Genomic DNA, 17078 nt, shown 5'->3' on the forward strand with positions numbered 1-17078 from the left:
GGGCAATGGGATCAAACGATCTACCACCATACGCACCCTCCCCCACCTATGGCAAACCGGACTCCGTCACACCGGTCCGACCTGCGGAGATGCCGTCGGCTCCGGCGGCGCTCCCGGCCCGTCCGCCGCCCGCACATCACCCATCTGGGTGCCGGTCCCGGGGCTCGGCGAATCGGTGGGGTCCGAGGTGGGCTCCGGCGTCGGCTCGGGGGTCGGCTCCGGCGGCTCCGGGGTCGGCTCGGGGCTCGGCTCCGTCGGCTCCGGCGTCGGCGTGGCCCCGCCCCCGCCCGCGCCACCCGAACCTCCCGATCCACCGGATCCGCCGGCGCTGCCTCCCGCGCCGCCGCTCCCGCCGTCGCCGCTCCCGCCGCTCCCGCCGCTCCCGCCGTTCCCGTTGCCCGCGGAGCCGCCCGCGCCGCCGCCCGGGCCGTCATGGCCCCCGCCGGTCGGCTGCGGCTTCGACGGGCCGCCGCGGCCGTCCGGACCCTCCGCGGGCAGCGCCGCGCCCGGAGAGGGCTTCGCACTGCCGGAAGGCGAGCCGCTCGGCACCGGGGACTCCGTACCCGCGCCGGCCGCCTCAGGGCCGCCCGCGTCCGACCGGCCGTCCCCCGCGCCGCCGTCGCCGCCCGGGGCTCCGGCGTCACCGCCCGCGGACTCGGTCGCCACGCCCTGCTTCCCGCCGGACGCGCCGGGCGCCGGTTTCGCCCCGTCGTCACTCACACTCATACAGCCGCTCAGACCGGCACAGGCCGCGACGGCCAGCGCGGTGGCGGCCCATCTCACCGGGGTGGGCAAATGGCGCACGGGGGCACCTCCAGGACACAACAGGCAGGAACGGAACGCGTCACGCTGCCCAACTCCCCGGGCGCCACAAGGGACACGGCCCCCACGAGGCCGCGACCCGAGGGACCACTGCCCCGCGAGGCCGCTCGGCTCAGCCGAGGGCCATGACGCGCGACCGCTCGGCTCAGCCGTAGCCCAGCGCGTGCAGCCGTTCGTCGTCGATGCCGAAGTGGTGGGCGATCTCGTGCACCACGGTGATCTCCGTCTCCGCGACCACGTCCTCGCGCGACTCGCACATCCGCAGCGTCGGCCCCCGGTAGATCGTGATCCGGTCCGGCAGCACTCCGGCGTACCACTCACCGCGCTCGGTCAGCGGCGTCCCCTCGTAGAGCCCGAGCAGGTCGGGGTCGTCGGGGGCCGGTTCGTCCTCCACGAACACCGCCACGTTGTCCATCAGCCGCGTCAGCTCTGGCGGGATCCGGTCCAGGGCCTCGGCGACAAGCTCCTCGAACTCCTCGCGCGTCATCTCCAGCACGCGCCCATTCTCCCCCGCCGGGAAACCGTTTTGGCGATAGCGGCCGGGATCCCATATGCTTCTGACGTCCCCGACGCGCTGAGAAGCGCGATGGTGGGTCTAGAGCCCTCATCGTCTAGTGGCCCAGGACGCCGCCCTTTCAAGGCGGTAGCACGGGTTCGAATCCCGTTGGGGGTACGCACCACCGTGTGCGAGACTAGTTCTCGCACATAGCAAGGCTCTGTGGAGCAGTTGGTTAGCTCGCCACCCTGTCAAGGTGGAGGTCGCGGGTTCAAGTCCCGTCAGAGTCGCTGAAGCTGGAAACAGCTTCGTGGCTGGGTAGCTCAGTTGGTACGAGCGATCGCCTGAAAAGCGATAGGTCGCCGGTTCGACCCCGGCCCCAGCCACAAACAGAAGGCCCCGTTCGAGAGAACGGGGCCTTCGTCGTGTGTCCGGAGAAAAGGCGGGGTTACGGGGGAGGGGCCCGCGCCCCTCCCCCGTACCGTCACACCCCCTCGCCCTCCCCCGTACGCGTACGACTCCCCCGCCTGCCCCGCACCGCGAGCACCAGCGCCACCACGGCCACCACCGCGACGAGCAGCGCCCAGTCCGGGACCGCACGGCCGAGCGACGCCACCCGCTGCTCCACCGCGAACGAGTCGTCCACCGACAGCAGGCCCGGCAGCGCGGTCGTCCCGTCGAAGACCAGGAACAGCGCGCCGAGGGCGACGAAGAACAGACCCGAGAGCAGCGAGGTCGAGTGGAGGGTCAGACGGCCCACCCGCAGCGGCCGGCCGCGCAGCCAACGCCGCCGGCCCAGGTCGTACCGCTCCCAGAGCAGCGCGAGGACGAACAGCGGGACCGCCATGCCGAGCGCGTACACGGCGAGGAGCAGCCCTCCGTACGCCGGGCTGCCGCTCAGCGCCGCCACCGTCAGGACGCTGCCCAGGATCGGGCCCGCGCAGAAGCCCGCGAGGCCGTAGACCAGGCCGAGGGCGTAGACGGAGAGCGCCGACGTGGGCCGGATCCGGCCGCTCGCCTCGGCGATCCGGCGGGAGGCGAAGCCCAGGCCGAGGATCTGGAGGACGCCGAGGTCGACGATCAGCCAGCCGCCGACGGTGACGAGGAGGTCCCGGTGGCCGTAGAAGAGGCGGCCCGCGAAGGAGCCGGCCGCGCCGAGCGGGACGAGGGTGGTCGCCAGACCCGCGTAGAGGATGCCGGTCCGCGCCACCAGCTTCGCGCGCGTGTCGATCGAATACGCGAAGAAGGCGGGCAGGAGCAGGGCGCTGCACGGGCTGAGGAGGGCGAGCAGCCCGCCGAGGAACGCGGCGAAGTAGCCGATGCCCGAGGTCACGGCTTGCCCTTCGAGGACTTCGCGGACTTCGCGGCGGCGCTCTCCGCCGCCGCCTCGATCGTCTCCGTGAAGGTCTCGAGGGGCTGGGCGCCGGCGATCGGCCGGCCGTTGATCAGGAAGGACGGGGTGGAGGTGGCGCCGAGGGCGTACCCCTGCTCCTGGTCCTCGCGGACGGCCGCGCGGGCCGCGGCCCCGTCGGTGTCCTTCGTGAACCGGGCCGCGTCGGGGACGCCCGCCTCCTTCGCGAGGGCGGCGAGCCGGTCCTTACCGAAGCCCTTCTCCTTGGCGCCCTCCGCGTAGGCCGCCTTGTGGAACTCCCAGAACCGGCCCTGCTGCCCGGCCGCCCAGGAGGCGCGGGCGACGGCCTCCGACTCCTCGCCGAAGATCGGGAAGTTCCGCCACTCGATGCGGAGGACGCCCTTGTCGACGTACTTCTCGATCAGGACCGGCTCGGTGTCCCGGGCGAACTTGCCGCAGTAGCCGCACTTGAAGTCGGCGTACTCGATGAGGACGACGGGCGCGTCTGCGCGGCCGAGGGCGAGCTTGTCGGAGGCGTCACGGCGGGCGTAGGCCTCCAGCTCGGGGTAGACGCCGGCGGAGGGGTCGGCGGACACCTCGGCGACGGCCGAGGAGCCGGAGACGCCGGGGGACGAGGGCTTGGTGGCGGTGAACGAGACGACGCCGAGCAGTGCGGCGGCGACGGCGACACCGGCGACGAGGAGGACCGGCTTGGTTCTGGACATGCGGAAGTGCTCCTGGAAGGGCGGGACGGAAGAGACGGACGGAGGGCGGCCGTCCGTCTACACCCTCAGGACCGAGAGCTCCACGGGAGACGGCGGTACGCGCGCGGGTGGCTCACGTCCCGGCGACGCGGCCCGTCCGTCCGGGTCCGGGTGCCGGTCCCCGCACGGCGTCCGGTCGGCGGCGAGCGCGGGCAGGAGCTCCGCGAAGCCCTGCGCACGCGGTGGTACGACGGGGCCGGCGGCGCCTTCGTCGGCGGGGTGACCGGGATCGCAGCCGGGTACGGCGGCGCCCATCAGGGGCGGAACCCCCGCGGGCGCGGCCCCGGCCTCGGCCGACGCACCCGCTCCCGTACCCGCGCCGGCCTCGGCCGACGCTCCCGCTCCCGCGCCGCACATCAGGAGGGCCAGCACCAGTCCCGCGAGGGCGGCGAACGCCGCCGGCGCGCGGGTGGTGCAGAACATGCGAAACCTCTCCGGTCCGGTCGACGTGCCCGAAATAGTACGCACCCCGCGTGCGACCGCCGCCGCGGCCGCTCGTAAATCGGTTCGCCGCTTCTCGGCCACAGGTGCGATCCTGGATTCCGTATGTCTACTTCCTTCGCCGCCCTCCAGTCCGTCCTGGCCGAGGTCTCGCTGCGGGACTCGCACCGGCTCGGCCGCCGTCTCGAAGGCGCCCGCCGCATCCGCAAGCCCGAGGCCCGCGCGGCCGTCCTGGACGAGATCGCCGTCGAGGCGGCCAAGGCCAAGGAGCGCGTCGACGGGCGCGCCTCCCGCGTGCCCGCGGTCACCTACCCCGAGCAGCTGCCCGTCTCGCAGAAGAAGGACGAGATCCTGGAGGCGATACGCGACCACCAGGTCGTGATCGTCGCCGGTGAGACGGGCTCCGGAAAGACCACCCAGATCCCGAAGATCTGCCTGGAGCTCGGCCGGGGCGTCCGGGGCATGATCGGGCACACCCAGCCCCGCCGGATCGCGGCCCGCACGGTCGCCGAGCGCGTCGCGGAGGAACTCCGCACTCCCCTCGGCGAGGCCGTCGGCTGGAAGGTCCGCTTCACCGACCAGGTGAACCCCGACGCGACCTTCGTGAAGCTGATGACGGACGGCATCCTGCTCGCCGAGATCCAGACGGACCGCGAGCTGCGCGCGTACGACACGATCATCATCGACGAGGCCCACGAGCGGTCCCTCAACATCGACTTCCTGCTCGGCTATCTGGCCCAGCTCCTTCCGAAGCGCCCCGACCTGAAGGTCGTGATCACCTCCGCGACCATCGACCCGGAGCGGTTCTCCCGGCACTTCGGGGACGCCCCGATCGTCGAGGTCAGCGGCCGTACGTACCCGGTCGAGGTTCGTTATCGGCCCCTCCTCGAAGAGGACAGCGAGGAGTCCGACCGGGACCAGATCACCGCGATCTGCGAAGCCGTCGAAGAGCTCCAGTCGGAGGGCCCCGGCGACGTCCTCGTCTTCCTCTCCGGTGAGCGCGAGATCCGGGACACCGCGGACGCGCTGCTCAAGCGGAACCTCCGGAGCACCGAGGTCCTCCCCCTCTACGCCCGTCTGAGCCACGCCGAGCAGCACCGGGTCTTCCAGGCGCACTCGGGCCGCCGGGTCGTCCTCGCCACGAACGTCGCCGAGACGTCCCTGACCGTCCCCGGCATCAAGTACGTGATCGACCCGGGCACCGCCCGAATCTCCCGCTACTCGCACCGGACCAAGGTGCAGCGGCTGCCGATCGAGCCGGTCAGCCAGGCCAGCGCCAACCAGCGCAAGGGCCGCTGCGGCCGTACGTCCGACGGCATCTGCATCCGGCTGTACTCGGAGGACGACTTCGTCTCCCGGCCGGAGTTCACGGACGCGGAGATCCTCCGGACGAACCTGGCCTCCGTCATCCTCCAGATGACCGCGGCCGGCCTCGGCGACATCGAGAAGTTCCCCTTCATCGACCCGCCGGACCACCGGAACATCCGGGACGGCGTGCAGCTCCTCCAGGAGCTGGGCGCGATCGACCCGGCGGAGAAGGATCCGAAGAAGCGGCTGACCCAGCAGGGCCGGAAGCTCGCCCAGCTGCCCGTCGACCCCCGCCTCGCCCGGATGGTCCTGGAGGCCGACAAGAACGGCTGTGTCCGCGAGGTCATGGTGATCGCGGCCGCGCTCTCCATCCAGGACCCGCGTGAGCGGCCGGCGGAGAAGCAGGCGCAGGCCGACCAGCAGCACGCCCGGTTCAAGGACGAGACGAGTGACTTCCTCGCCTTCCTGAACATGTGGCGGTACGTCCGCGAGCAGCAGAAGGAGCGCGGTTCCAGCTCCTTCCGGCGGATGTGCAAGCAGGAGTACCTGAACTTCCTGCGGATCCGCGAGTGGCAGGACATCTACGCGCAGCTGCGGACGGTCGCGAAGCAGCTGGGCATCCACGTGAACGAGGAGGACGCGCCGGAGCAGTCCGTGCACGTCTCCCTGCTCGCGGGTCTGCTGTCCCACATCGGCATGAAGGACGTGAAGGAGGGCGCCAAGAACGACTACCTGGGCGCCCGCAGCGCCAAGTTCGCGATCTTCCCCGGTTCGGCGCTCTTCAAGAAGCCCCCGCGTTTCGTCATGTCCGCCGAGCTGGTGGAGACCTCGCGGCTCTGGGCCCGGGTCAACGCGCGCGTGGAGCCGGAGTGGATCGAGCCGCTCGCCCAGCACCTGGTGAAGAAGACGTACAGCGAGCCGCACTGGGAGAAGGACCAGGCGGCCGTGATGGCCTTCGAGAAGGTGACGCTGTACGGCGTCCCGATCGTCGCCGACCGCAAGGTGAACTACGGCCGGATCGACCCGGAGGTCTCCCGCGACCTGTTCATCAGGAACGCGCTGGTCGAGGGCGACTGGCGCACCCACCACAAGTTCTTCGCGGACAACCGCAAGCTGCTCACCGAGGTCGAGGAGCTGGAGCACCGGGCCCGCCGCCGGGACATCCTCGTCGACGACGAGACGCTCTTCGACTTCTACGACAAGCGCGTCCCCGAACACATCGTGTCCGGAGCCCACTTCGACTCCTGGTGGAAGCACAAGCGCCATGAGGAGCCGGAGTACCTCGACTTCGAGCGCGAGATGCTCATCAACGAGAAGGCCGCCGGGGTCACCAAGGACGACTATCCGGACTCCTGGCGTCAGGGTCCGTTGAAGTTCCGGGTGACGTACCAGTTCGAGCCCGGCGCGGACGCCGACGGTGTGACCGTCCACGTCCCGCTCCAGGTGCTGAACCAGGTCACGGACGAGGGCTTCGAGTGGCAGATCCCGGGTCTGCGCGCCGAGGTCGTCACGGAGCTGATCCGCTCCCTGCCGAAGCCGATCCGCCGGCACTACGTCCCCGCGCCGAACTTCGCGACCCGCTTCCTGGACGCGGTCGTCCCCGTGCAGGAGCCGCTGGCGGGCGCGCTCGCCCGCGAGCTCCAGCGGATGGTCGGGGTCCCGGTCACCGCCGAGGACTTCGACTGGGCGAAGGTCCCCGAGCACCTCAAGGTGACCTTCCGGATCGTCGACGAGCGGCGCAGGAAGCTCGCCGAGGACAAGGACCTGGAGACCCTGCGGCTGAAACTGCGTCCGAAGGCCCGTCAGGCGCTCTCCCAGGCCGCGGCGGCCGCCACGGGCGGCCCGGACGGCTCCGGGCCCTCCCTGGAGCGCACGGGGCTCACGGACTGGACGATGGGGACGCTCACGAAGGTCTTCGAGACCAAGCGGGGCGGGCAGCCGGTCAAGGCGTACCCGGCGCTCGTGGACGAGGGCGCGACCGTCGCCGTACGGCTCTTCGACACGGAGGCCGAGCAGGAACTGGCGATGTGGCGGGGCACCCGGCGGCTGATCATGCTGAACATCCCGGTGAACCCGGCGAAGTTCGCCTCGGACAAGCTGACCAACCAGCAGAAGCTGGCCCTGTCCTCGAACCCGCACGGCTCGATCCAGGCCCTCTTCGACGACTGCGCCACCGCCGCCGCGGACAAGCTGATGGCGGACCACGGCGGCCCGGCGTGGGACGAGGAGTCCTTCCGGAAGCTGTACGACAAGGTCCGCGCGGACCTCGTGGACACCACCGTACGGACGGTGGGCCAGGTCCAGCAGATCCTGGCGGCCTGGCAGGCCTGCGAGCGCCGGCTGAAGTCGACGAACAGCCTGGCGCTGATCACCAACCTGACCGATGTGCGCACGCAGCTCGCCTGGCTGATGCCGGCCGGCTTCGTCACCCGTACGGGGCTCAAGCGGCTCCCGGACCTGATGCGCTACCTGGTGGCGGTGGACCGTCGGCTCCAGCAGATGCCGACCGGGGTTCAGCGGGACACCACCCGGATGGAGAAGGTCCAGGAGATGCAGGACGAGTACGCCTGGCTCCTCGAACAGCTCCCGAAGGGGCGCCCGGTGCCGTCCGAGGTCACCGACATCCGCTGGATGATCGAGGAGCTGCGGGTGAGCTACTTCGCGCACGCGCTGGGCACCGCGTACCCCGTCTCGGACAAGCGAATCGTGAAGGCCATCGACGCGGCGGCTCCCTGAGCGCCTGCCCGGCGGCGAGTTCGACCGGACCGCTGACCTGCTGTACAGTCTTTCTTGCAGCCGCTCACGAGGGGCCGCAACCAAGGACCTGTGGAGCAGTTGGTTAGCTCGCCACCCTGTCAAGGTGGAGGTCGCGGGTTCAAGTCCCGTCAGGTTCGCTTTACCGAAAGGCCCGCATCACACGATGCGGGCCTTTCGTTGTGTTCCCGTGTCTTGACGGGGCCAGGCGCCCGCCGGTACCCCGGACATCAGGGGATCGGGGGCCCACACCGGAGGTGGTCGCGCATGGCCGCGGCGTCCGCAGCACGGCACGACACACGAGCACTGCTGCGCGCCCATCTGGCGGCCGCGTCGCGCTACGGACACCTCACGCGCCACTGCGTGGTCTGTCACCGCCTCCTGCGGCTCACGATGGAGTCTCCGGAGCCCGAGGGGCCGGAGGGGTGGCCGGAGGGGCCGGAGGGGCCGGAGGAGTCGCCGGAGAGCCCGGAGAGGCCGGAGGGGCCGGCTGCGGCCACTGAGGACGAAAGCCCTACCGACCCATGACCAACGGCGGGTTGGGAGCGTCCCGGCAAGTGGGAGGCTGTTCTTGGCAAGCCTTCGCCGGTGTGACGGGAGTCACTGAGGCAGTTTCAGAAACCGCTTCACTTACACCCTTCCTACACCGGCCCAATTTAATATGTGCAATTGCACCGGCTTCCGGAGAGTGGCGCCGGGCACAAAAGAAGATCGCGCCGGACCCGGCGGAGTCCAGCGCGACCGTTGACGAAGGCCTGTTGGGGCAGGAATCCGTCGGCAGAGCTATGGGTGGGCGACCGGATTGGGGGATCCGGACAGGCCCGGTGTTACGGGGTACTGCGGGGTGTCAGCGCGACCTCAGGCCTCGCTGCGCTGCTGCGGAATACCCGCCAGCAGCGCGCGAACCTCGGCCTCGCGGTAGCGGCGGTGTCCACCCAGGGTGCGGATGGACGTGAGCTTCCCTGCCTTCGCCCAACGGGTCACCGTCTTCGGGTCCACACGGAACATCGTGGCAACCTCGGCAGGGGTCAGCAGCGGCTCGGCATCAGGGGTGCGAGCGGTCATGAGCGGCCTCCTCGGGAGAACCGAACCTTCTCGGTTCTTTCCTCTAAATTCTGCACCTTGACCCGCGTTGCCCGAAATGGCAGAAGCGGGCCGAGTCGGTTATAGGACGAACGGCTTGTCCTCGGCACTACAACTACACCATCCGTCCAGCCACGTCGGCCAAACCGATGGAATTGCCCTCGCAGGTGTTCATCAGCGGCGGAAGTCGATGGACCATGCCATAACGGACAGTCACACGCCTGTGACGATCAGTCACAGAGTGATCAGGAGTCCCCAGACCCCCCATAGAGTGCAATGTCGAGCGATCCGCCCATAGATGGACGGAAGGAACCCTCCCCGGACTCCTTGTCCTATTTTGGCACGAGGGTGGGCGATGGGCGCAAGGGTGCGTTACGTGCTGTCCGTCACGCTTGAGCCAAAGGCCCGGATCGGGACCAATGGCCCCGCCCGACGGGTGCCGAAGGACCCGCGCCCCCGACCAACAACATTCGGCAGGCGGGATCCGGACATCCCTGAAGATCATTTACACCGGCCGGACATGTCTTGTCGATACCGACCTGACGAAGATGCCCGAGTGATGTCAATTCGCGAAGCGCAGGTCCCTGACCGCCCGCCAGCGCTCCGCGAGCCGCCCGTACGCCTCGCTCGCCGCCTCGCCGTCGCCGGCCCGCAGCGCCGCGATCCCCTCCGCCATCTGCGCCGCCGACCGGTCCTCGGCCAGCCACTCCTCCGTGACCGCGTGCACGAGGCCGCCGAAGTCCAGCTCCACGAGCGCCCGCGGATGGAACTCCTCCAGCCAGCGGCCCACCTCGACGAGCCCCTCCGTCATGGGACCTTCGTCGATCGACTCCCGCAGCGCCCGCAGCGCCCTCGCAAGCCGCCGGCGCGCCTGCGCCATCGTCGTCCGGTAGCGCAGCACCGGCGCCGCGCCCCGGGGCGCCCCCGGCTCTCGCGGCTCTCCCGGCTCGTAATGCCGGTCCTCGTCCCCGAAGAGCGCGAACCAGCGCAGCGGCACGTGCCAGACCGCCGTACGGATCCACGGCCGCGCGTCCGGGTTCCGCGGCAGCCACCGCTCGTAGTCGCTCGCCACCTGGGACCGCACCACCGGCGGCAGCATCGCGTCGAGCACGAGACCCGGATACCCCTCGGCCACCAGCTCCTCCACCGCCAGCCACGCGCGCAGCCGCGTCCGCCACGGGCAGATCACCACCACCCCGTCCAGATGCGCGACGAAGGCCTCCGCGCTCTCGTGGACCGGCACCGGCACCGGGGGCGTCGGCAGCAGGTCCGCGAGCGACCGCCGCAGCTCCTCCTGCGCCCCCGGGGTCCGCGGCCGGCGCGCGTACCGGGCCCAGTGGGTCCGCTCCGGCTCGGGGAACGCGGTCAGCGGCTCGTACACCCGCAGATAGGACGCGTAGGGGACGAGGACCGAGGAGGCGACCGACATGTCGCGAATCCTTCCACGGAGGTACTCCGGGAGGGGGTGATCCTGAGCACTGAGGCCGATCTACGCACAGGTAGGACTTACTCTCTTGCCGAACTGGTCCTCCCCCACCCGCAGGGAGGGCCGAACCCGCCGCTTCGTACTTGGGAGTCACCACCGTGACCGATGTGACCGGCGTTCCTGCTGACGTACTGCGCACTCTGTTCCACTCGGAGCAGGGTGGCCACGAGCAAGTCGTGCTCTGCCAGGACCGCGCCACCGGCCTCAAGGCCGTCATCGCCCTCCACTCCACCGCCCTGGGCCCCGCCCTCGGCGGCACCCGCTTCTACCCGTACGCCACGGAGGCCGAGGCCATCGCCGACGCGCTGAACCTGGCCCGCGGGATGTCGTACAAGAACGCCATGGCCGGTCTCGACCACGGCGGCGGCAAGGCCGTCATCATCGGCGACCCGGAGAAGATCAAGACGGAGGAGCTCCTCCTCGCCTACGGGCGCTTCGTCGCCTCCCTCGGCGGCCGGTACGTCACGGCCTGCGACGTCGGCACCTACGTCGCCGACATGGACGTCGTCGCCCGCGAGAACACGTGGACCACCGGCCGCTCGCCCGAGAACGGCGGCGCCGGCGACTCCTCCGTCCTCACCGCCTTCGGCGTCTTCCAGGGCATGCGCGCCTCCGCGCAGAACGTGTGGGGCGACCCGAGCCTGCGCGGCCGCAAGGTCGGCGTCGCGGGTGTCGGCAAGGTCGGCCACTACCTCGTCGAGCACCTCCTGGAGGACGGCGCCGAGGTCGTGATCACCGATGTGCGCGAGGAGTCGGTGCGCCGGATCACCGACAAGCACCCGGGGGTCGCCGTGGTCGCCGACACCGACGCCCTGATCCGCGTCGAGGGTCTGGACATCTACGCGCCCTGCGCGCTGGGCGGCGCCCTGAGCGAGGAGACCGTGCCGTTCCTCACCGCGAGCATCGTCTGCGGCGCGGCCAACAACCAGCTCGCCCACCCGGGCATCGAGAAGGACCTCGTGGAGCGCGGGATCCTCTACGCGCCCGACTACGTGGTGAACGCCGGTGGCGTGATCCAGGTGGCCGACGAGCTGCACGGCTTCGACTTCGACCGGTGCAAGGCGAAGGCGACGAAGATCTTCGACACCACTCTCGAAATCTTCGCACGTGCGAAGGCCGACGGAATTCCGCCGGCCGCGGCGTCCGACCGGATCGCCGAGCAGCGGATGGCGGAGGCGCGGCGCGCCTGAGCCGTACGAGGGGGCCGGCCCGGCACCGGGCCGCCTGCGTGACGTTGGTGCGACGTTGGTGTGATGTCCGTGTGCGGTCCGCGTGAGGTCTGCACGACGTCCGTACGGCGCCCGTACGGCATCCGCACGGCGTCCGCGGGGAGACTTCGCTCACGCCCGTCGGCGGGTCGGCCCCCCAGAAGAGGTTAAAATCGCGATTGACCAGCGAGGAAAGGGCACCTCGATGGTTCTGTACCGGGGTATGTGATGCGCGCGGCGTACCGTAGACCCGCGGAAACAGGTACCGTTGAAGCTCTACGGACCGGTCTCTCTGTCGAGAGTCCGTTCCGACTCATGAACGCGTGTCAAGACTCTGGGGCCACCGAGCCCCGTCACCGAGGGGGTCGAGCCATGGGGCGCGGCCGGGCAAAGGCCAAGCAGACCAAGGTCGCCCGCCAGCTGAAGTACAGCAGCGGCGGGACGGACCTGACGCGTCTGGCCAATGAGCTGGGCGCTTCGACTTCGAGCCAGCCGCCGAATGGCGAGCCGTTCGAGGACGACGACGAGGAAGACGACCCGTACGCCCAGTACGCGGATCTCTACAACGAGGACGACGAGGACGAGGACGACCAGTCCGGCCCCGCGTCGTCCCCGCGTCGCGCTTGACCTTCTGAATCGCATCACAGAAACCCGGCCGGGGACACCCGGCCGGGTTTCTGTGCTGTCCGCGTACGGGCGGCCTGGCGTACGGGGCGACCGGCCGTACGGGCGGACCCCGAGGAACGCCTGCGGGGCGCCCCTCAGGAGCGCCCCGCGGACCTCGTACCGCTGGTGACTACTTGGCGTAGTCCCCGACCAGTTCCGCGCCGGTCGTGTGCGCCCCGCGCTCGGTGATCTCGCCCGCGACCCAGGCCTCGACGCCCCGGTCCTCGAGGGTCGTCAGGGCCGCGTCCACGGAGTCGCCCGGCACGACGGCCATCATGCCGACACCCATGTTCAGGGTCTTCTCCAGCTCCAGACGCTCCACCTGACCGGCCTTGCCGACCAGGTCGAAGATCGCGCCCGGCGCCCAGGTCGAACGGTCCACCGTGGCGTGCAGGCCGTCCGGGATCACCCGGGCCAGGTTGGCCGCGAGACCGCCGCCCGTGATGTGGCTGAACGCGTGGACGTCCGTGGTCCGGGTGAGGGCCAGGCAGTCGAGCGAGTAGATCTTCGTGGGCTCCAGGAGCTCCTCGCCCAGGGTCCGGCCGAGCTCCTCGACCTGCTGGTCGAGGGTCATGCCGGCGCGGTCGAAGACCACGTGCCGGACGAGCGAGTACCCGTTCGAGTGAAGACCGGAGGAGGCCATGGCGATGACCGCGTCCCCCGTACGGATACGGTCGGCGCCGAGCAGCCGGTCGTACTCCACGACACCCGTGCCCGCGCCCGCGACGTCGAAGTCGTCCGGGCCGAGGAGGCCCGGGTGCTCCGCCGTCTCGCCGCCGACCAGGGCGCAGCCGGCCAGGACACAGCCCTCCGCGATGCCCTTGACGATGGCGGCGACCCGCTCGGGGTGGACCTTGCCGACACAGATGTAGTCGGTCATGAAGAGCGGCTCGGCGCCGCAGACCACGATGTCGTCCATGACCATCGCGACCAGGTCGTGGCCGATCGTGTCGTACACGCCCATCTGACGGGCGATGTCGACCTTCGTGCCGACGCCGTCGGTGGCGGAGGCGAGCAGCGGACGCTCGTAACGCTTGAGGGCGGAGGCGTCGAAGAGGCCGGCGAAGCCGCCCAGGCCGCCAAGGCCCGCGACTTCCGCACGCTGCGTCTTCTTCACCCACTCCTTCATGAGTTCGACGGCGCGGTCGCCCGCTTCGATGTCGACGCCCGCGCTCGCGTAGCTGGCACCGGTGGTCTGAGACATGGGTTCAGAGCTTTCGTGTCGTCGTACTGCTCGCCGTACTGCGGGTCGCAGCGGGTTCTTACGGGCGACGGAGGGCGTCGGAGGCCGCGGTGGCCGCCGGTCCCGCTGCCAGCTCGGTCTCCAGGAGCTGCTTGCCGAGCAGCTCCGGGTCCGGCAGCTCCATCGGGTACTCGCCGTCGAAGCAGGCACGGCAGAGGTTCGGCTTCTGGATCGTCGTCGCCTCGATCATCCCGTCGAGGGAGATGTACGAGAGCGAGTCCGCGCCCAGCGACTTGCCGATCTCGTCGATCGACATGCCGTTGGCGATCAGCTCCGCGCGGGTGGCGAAGTCGATGCCGAAGAAGCAGGGCCACTTCACCGGCGGCGAGGAGATCCGGATGTGGATCTCGGCCGCGCCGGCCTCACGGAGCATCCGGACGAGCGCGCGCTGGGTGTTGCCGCGGACGATCGAGTCGTCGACGACCACCAGGCGCTTGCCCTTGATGACTTCCTTGAGCGGGTTCAGCTTCAGCCGGATGCCGAGCTGGCGGATGGTCTGGGAGGGCTGGATGAAGGTGCGCCCGACGTAGGCGTTCTTCACCAGGCCCGCGCCGAAGGGGATGCCCGAGGCCTCGGCGTAGCCGATCGCGGCCGGGGTTCCGGACTCCGGCGTCGCTATGACCAGGTCGGCCTCGACGGGCGCCTCCTTCGCGAGGCGGCGGCCCATCTCCACCCGGGAGAGGTACACGTTCCGGCCGGCGATGTCGGTGTCCGGGCGGGCCAGGTACACGTACTCGAAGACACAGCCCTTGGGCTTCGCTTCCGCGAATCGCGAGGTACGGATGCCGTTCTCGTCGATCGCGATCAGCTCGCCCGGCTCGACCTCGCGGACGTAGCTGGCGCCGCAGATGTCGAGGGCGGCGGACTCCGACGCGACGACCCAGCCGCGCTCGAGACGGCCGAGGACCAGCGGGCGGATGCCCTGCGGGTCACGGGCCGCGTAGAGCGTGTGCTCGTCCATGAAGACGAGGGAGAAGGCACCCCGGACGTCGGGGAGGATCTTCGCGGCGGCCTGCTCGATGGTGAGCGGCTCGCCGTCCTCGTCGACCTGGGCGGCGAGGAGCGCCGTGAGCAGGTCGGTGTCGTTGGTGGCCGCCACACGAGTGGTGCGGCCTTCCTTCTTGGGCAGGTCGGCGACCATCTCGGCGAGCTGCGCCGTGTTCACCAGGTTGCCGTTGTGGCCGAGCGCGATCGAGCCCCGGGCGGTCGCCCGGAACGTCGGCTGCGCGTTCTCCCACACGGACGCCCCGGTGGTCGAGTAGCGGGCGTGACCGACCGCGATATGACCTTGGAGGGAACCGAGAGAGGTCTCGTCGAAGACCTGGGACACGAGGCCCATGTCCTTGAAGACGAGGATCTGGGAGCCGTTGCTGACCGCGATTCCCGCGGATTCCTGGCCCCGATGCTGGAGGGCGTAGAGCCCGAAGTACGTGAGCTTTGCGACCTCTTCACCCGGAGCCCAGACACCGAAGACGCCACAAGCGTCCTGGGGGCCTTTCTCTCCGGGAAGCAGGTCGTGATTGAGTCGACCGTCACCACGTGGCACGTTTCCGAGTGTAGACGGGCTCGACCACTGGTCCGAATTGGCGAAATCCGAGGCGTCGGCACTCGTGTGAACATACGAGTTGATCATCTTCGGCTTGGAGAGGCCTACGAACCAGGCGCGGTAAGGGATCCGGCCCCGGGCCCCGCGGAGAGCGGACGCTCGTACCAGCCCCGGAGCGCCCTCGCGATGTGACGGAGTTCGCAATCCCGGGGCGTTCCCGGGGGGTTTCCGGGGCGTTCCCGGCTCGTTCACGGGCCTGGAAACACCGCCGCAACGCCCCCGCCACACTCGTCCCGGGGTACGAGACGGTCGTTGACAGGTACGCGGGGACTGGACGAAGCTCCAGCCCCATGCAGCCCCTGCGTGACCAGTCGGTCACCCTCGTCCAGCGCCGACACGTGGACCTCGTCCGTGTCGCGAGCGCGGCCTGTCGCTGCGTCTGACCGCCCTTCGCGGACCTCCCCCTCCCCTTTCCCCACCTGTCTCTGCCTCCGTCTGGAGACCCCGCATGTCCACACCCCTGTCCCGCCGTGCCCTCGGCGGTGCCGCTGCCGGAGCCGCGGCCGCCGCGGCCCTCGGCGCCACCCCCGCGCACGCCAGGCCCGCGCCGCCCGAGGAGCGCGATTTCCGGGCCGCGAGCCCGCGCCGCCACTCCCGGCGGCCCAACATCCTCTTCGTCCTCGGCGACGACCTCGGCTGGGCCGACCTCTCCTCGTACGGCTCACCGCACATCCGCACCCCGAACCTCGACCGGCTCGCCCGCCAGGGCGTCCGCTTCACCGACGCCTACTCCGGCTCCGCGACCTGCTCCCCGACCCGCTTCAGCCTCTACACCGGCCGCTATCCGGGCCGTACGAAGGGCGGTCTCGCCGAACCCATCGCCGACCGCTCCGCCGGCCTGGAGCCCACCCACCCCACGCTCGCCTCGCTGCTCCGCGACTCCGGATACGCCACCGCCCTCATCGGCAAGTGGCACTGCGGCTACCTCCCCGACTACTCCCCCACCCGATCCGGCTGGGACGAGTTCTTCGGCAACTTCGGCGGGGCCCTGGAGTACTACTCGAAGCTCGGCCTCGGCGGCGAGTACGACCTCTACGAGGGCGACGCCCCGTACAAGGACCTGCGCTACTACACCCGGATCCTCACCGAGCGGGCGAGCGAGTACATCGGCCGCGACCACGACCGGCCCTGGCTCCTCAACCTGAACTTCACCACCCCGCACTGGCCCTGGGTCGCCGACGGCGACAAGGAGACGAGCGACGAGATCACCCGCCGCATCAAGGCGGGCGACGGGCGTGCCCTCTGGCACCAGGACGGCGGTTCGATCGAGAAGTACGGACAGATGGTCGAGGACCTCGACCGGTCGATCGGCACGGTCCTGGACGCCCTGCGCCGCTCCGGCCAGGAGCGCGACACCCTCGTCTTCTTCGCCAGCGACAACGGCGGCGAACGCTTCTCCTACAACTGGCCGCTCTCCGGCCACAAGGGTTCCCTCCAGGAGGGCGGCATCCGCGTCCCGTCGATCCTGCGCTGGCCGGCCCGGATCGACGGCGGCCAGGTCAGCCGCCTCCCGGTCTTCACCCCCGACTGGACCGCCACCCTGCTCGAACTGGCCGGGGCCCGCCCGCACCCCGCCTTCCCCCTCGACGGCACGAGCCTCGCCGGGCACCTGCTGCGCGGCCACGAGGTCCCCGAGCGGGACCTGTTCTGGCGGGTGCGGGGCGAGCGGGCCCTGCGCCGGGGCGACTGGAAGTACTACCGGGGCAAGGCCGGCCGCGACCAGCTCTTCCACCTCGGCCGGGACGCCCGCGAGCAGGCGGACCTGGCCACCGCCGAGCCCGGTCTCACCGCCTCGCTGCGGACGGCCTGGGAACGGATCGACGCGGGGCTGCTGCGCTACTGAGCGCCGT

15 protein-coding genes and 4 tRNA genes are annotated in these 17078 nt (G+C 70.5%); 10 read left to right on the plus strand and 9 right to left on the minus strand.

Annotated features, from left to right (window positions below; genetic code table 11):
- Nucleotides 1–66 precede the first annotated feature (66 nt).
- A complete protein-coding gene (locus tag ACIRB7_RS28140; protein ID WP_403603804.1) occupies nt 67–726 on the minus strand; it encodes a hypothetical protein in 660 nt (219 codons plus the stop codon).
- 241 nt (nt 727–967) lie between these two features.
- Nucleotides 968–1318, minus strand: coding sequence for a metallopeptidase family protein (locus ACIRB7_RS28145; protein WP_187622110.1), 351 nt, complete (start codon nt 1316–1318; stop codon nt 968–970).
- A gap of 104 nt (nt 1319–1422) precedes the next feature.
- Between ACIRB7_RS28145 and ACIRB7_RS28150 the strand changes: the two genes are divergently transcribed.
- The 3 genes from ACIRB7_RS28150 (at nt 1423) to ACIRB7_RS28160 (ending at nt 1704) form a co-directional block, all read left to right on the plus strand.
- Nucleotides 1423–1495 (plus strand) — tRNA-Glu (locus ACIRB7_RS28150).
- Between the two features lie 39 nt (nt 1496–1534).
- Nucleotides 1535–1608 (plus strand) — tRNA-Asp (locus ACIRB7_RS28155).
- A 22-nt stretch (nt 1609–1630) separates the two neighbouring features.
- Nucleotides 1631–1704: transfer RNA gene (locus tag ACIRB7_RS28160), tRNA-Phe, on the plus strand.
- A gap of 98 nt (nt 1705–1802) precedes the next feature.
- On the opposite strand, the gene ACIRB7_RS28165 is transcribed toward ACIRB7_RS28160, so the two are convergent.
- The 3 genes from ACIRB7_RS28165 to ACIRB7_RS28175 are packed head-to-tail and all read right to left on the minus strand — an operon-like array spanning nt 1803 to nt 3856.
- On the minus strand, nt 1803–2651 hold the full coding sequence (locus tag ACIRB7_RS28165) for a cytochrome c biogenesis CcdA family protein (protein WP_403603806.1): 849 nt from the start codon (nt 2649–2651) through the stop codon (nt 1803–1805).
- The gene (locus tag ACIRB7_RS28170) at nt 2648–3394 is read right to left on the minus strand and encodes a DsbA family protein (RefSeq protein WP_403603808.1); all 747 of its coding nucleotides are present in this window, start codon (nt 3392–3394) and stop codon (nt 2648–2650) included. Before ACIRB7_RS28170 ends, ACIRB7_RS28165 begins: the two co-directional genes overlap by 4 nt.
- Before the next feature lie 57 nt (nt 3395–3451).
- Nucleotides 3452–3856 (minus strand): hypothetical protein, encoded by a 405-nt coding sequence (locus ACIRB7_RS28175; RefSeq protein ID WP_403603810.1) that lies wholly within the window; start codon nt 3854–3856, stop codon nt 3452–3454.
- Between the two features lie 123 nt (nt 3857–3979).
- On the opposite strand from ACIRB7_RS28175, the gene hrpA reads away from it, so the two are divergent.
- The 3 genes from hrpA (at nt 3980) to ACIRB7_RS28190 (ending at nt 8464) form a co-directional block, all read left to right on the plus strand.
- A complete protein-coding gene (gene hrpA / locus ACIRB7_RS28180) occupies nt 3980–7918 on the plus strand; it encodes an ATP-dependent RNA helicase HrpA (RefSeq protein ID WP_403603812.1) in 3939 nt (1312 codons plus the stop codon).
- 84 nt (nt 7919–8002) lie between these two features.
- Nucleotides 8003–8076 (plus strand) — tRNA-Asp (locus ACIRB7_RS28185).
- A gap of 127 nt (nt 8077–8203) precedes the next feature.
- Entirely contained in the window at nt 8204–8464 is a 261-nt protein-coding gene (locus ACIRB7_RS28190) for a DUF6274 family protein (RefSeq protein ID WP_403603814.1), read from the plus strand.
- A gap of 330 nt (nt 8465–8794) precedes the next feature.
- Here the strand turns inward: ACIRB7_RS28190 and bldC are convergent, their stop codons facing one another.
- Together bldC and ACIRB7_RS28200 are read right to left on the minus strand one after the other, a co-directional pair.
- Nucleotides 8795–9001, minus strand: coding sequence for a developmental transcriptional regulator BldC (gene bldC, locus ACIRB7_RS28195; protein ID WP_003949541.1), 207 nt, complete (start codon nt 8999–9001; stop codon nt 8795–8797).
- Nucleotides 9002–9581: 580 nt separating this feature from the next.
- Nucleotides 9582–10448, minus strand: coding sequence for a hypothetical protein (locus ACIRB7_RS28200; protein ID WP_403603816.1), 867 nt, complete (start codon nt 10446–10448; stop codon nt 9582–9584).
- A 155-nt stretch (nt 10449–10603) separates the two neighbouring features.
- On the opposite strand from ACIRB7_RS28200, the gene ACIRB7_RS28205 reads away from it, so the two are divergent.
- Both ACIRB7_RS28205 and ACIRB7_RS28210 read left to right on the plus strand, forming a co-directional pair.
- The gene (locus ACIRB7_RS28205; RefSeq protein WP_403603818.1) at nt 10604–11695 is read left to right on the plus strand and encodes a Leu/Phe/Val dehydrogenase; all 1092 of its coding nucleotides are present in this window, start codon (nt 10604–10606) and stop codon (nt 11693–11695) included.
- Nucleotides 11696–12085: 390 nt separating this feature from the next.
- On the plus strand, nt 12086–12340 hold the full coding sequence (locus ACIRB7_RS28210) for a DUF3073 domain-containing protein (protein ID WP_403603820.1): 255 nt from the start codon (nt 12086–12088) through the stop codon (nt 12338–12340).
- A 169-nt stretch (nt 12341–12509) separates the two neighbouring features.
- Here the strand turns inward: ACIRB7_RS28210 and purM are convergent, their stop codons facing one another.
- Both purM and purF read right to left on the minus strand, forming a co-directional pair.
- Nucleotides 12510–13583: a phosphoribosylformylglycinamidine cyclo-ligase gene (gene purM, locus ACIRB7_RS28215; protein WP_403603822.1), complete on the minus strand. Its 1074-nt coding sequence runs from the start codon at nt 13581–13583 to the stop codon at nt 12510–12512.
- A 58-nt stretch (nt 13584–13641) separates the two neighbouring features.
- The gene (gene purF / locus ACIRB7_RS28220; RefSeq protein WP_403603824.1) at nt 13642–15168 is read right to left on the minus strand and encodes an amidophosphoribosyltransferase; all 1527 of its coding nucleotides are present in this window, start codon (nt 15166–15168) and stop codon (nt 13642–13644) included.
- 350 nt (nt 15169–15518) lie between these two features.
- On the opposite strand from purF, the gene ACIRB7_RS28225 reads away from it, so the two are divergent.
- Both ACIRB7_RS28225 and ACIRB7_RS28230 read left to right on the plus strand, forming a co-directional pair.
- Nucleotides 15519–15611, plus strand: a complete 93-nt coding sequence (locus ACIRB7_RS28225; RefSeq protein ID WP_403603826.1) for a putative leader peptide — start codon at nt 15519–15521, stop codon at nt 15609–15611.
- Nucleotides 15612–15676: 65 nt separating this feature from the next.
- Nucleotides 15677–17071 carry a sulfatase gene (locus tag ACIRB7_RS28230; RefSeq protein ID WP_403603828.1) on the plus strand — a complete coding sequence of 465 codons (1395 nt, stop codon included), beginning with the start codon at nt 15677–15679 and terminating at the stop codon, nt 17069–17071.
- Nucleotides 17072–17078 lie beyond the last annotated feature (7 nt).

Source organism: Streptomyces sp. NPDC093795 (assembly GCF_044764665.1).
Classification (GTDB): domain Bacteria; phylum Actinomycetota; class Actinomycetes; order Streptomycetales; family Streptomycetaceae; genus Streptomyces.

Excerpts from the sequence above, each read along its gene's own strand:
- ACIRB7_RS28140 (WP_403603804.1), bottom strand. The coding sequence starts at position 726 with ATGAGTGTGAGTGACGACGGGGCGAAACCGGCGCCCGGCGCGTCCGGC.
- ACIRB7_RS28170 (WP_403603808.1), bottom strand. The coding sequence starts at position 3,394 with ATGTCCAGAACCAAGCCGGTCCTCCTCGTCGCCGGTGTCGCCGTCGCC.
- ACIRB7_RS28175 (WP_403603810.1), bottom strand. The coding sequence starts at position 3,856 with ATGTTCTGCACCACCCGCGCGCCGGCGGCGTTCGCCGCCCTCGCGGGA.
- hrpA (WP_403603812.1), top strand. The coding sequence starts at position 3,980 with ATGTCTACTTCCTTCGCCGCCCTCCAGTCCGTCCTGGCCGAGGTCTCG.
- ACIRB7_RS28190 (WP_403603814.1), top strand. The coding sequence starts at position 8,204 with ATGGCCGCGGCGTCCGCAGCACGGCACGACACACGAGCACTGCTGCGC.
- bldC (WP_003949541.1), bottom strand. The coding sequence starts at position 9,001 with ATGACCGCTCGCACCCCTGATGCCGAGCCGCTGCTGACCCCTGCCGAG.
- ACIRB7_RS28200 (WP_403603816.1), bottom strand. The coding sequence starts at position 10,448 with ATGTCGGTCGCCTCCTCGGTCCTCGTCCCCTACGCGTCCTATCTGCGG.
- ACIRB7_RS28210 (WP_403603820.1), top strand. The coding sequence starts at position 12,086 with ATGGGGCGCGGCCGGGCAAAGGCCAAGCAGACCAAGGTCGCCCGCCAG.
- purM (WP_403603822.1), bottom strand. The coding sequence starts at position 13,583 with ATGTCTCAGACCACCGGTGCCAGCTACGCGAGCGCGGGCGTCGACATC.
- ACIRB7_RS28225 (WP_403603826.1), top strand. The coding sequence starts at position 15,519 with ATGCAGCCCCTGCGTGACCAGTCGGTCACCCTCGTCCAGCGCCGACAC.
- ACIRB7_RS28230 (WP_403603828.1), top strand. The coding sequence starts at position 15,677 with ATGTCCACACCCCTGTCCCGCCGTGCCCTCGGCGGTGCCGCTGCCGGA.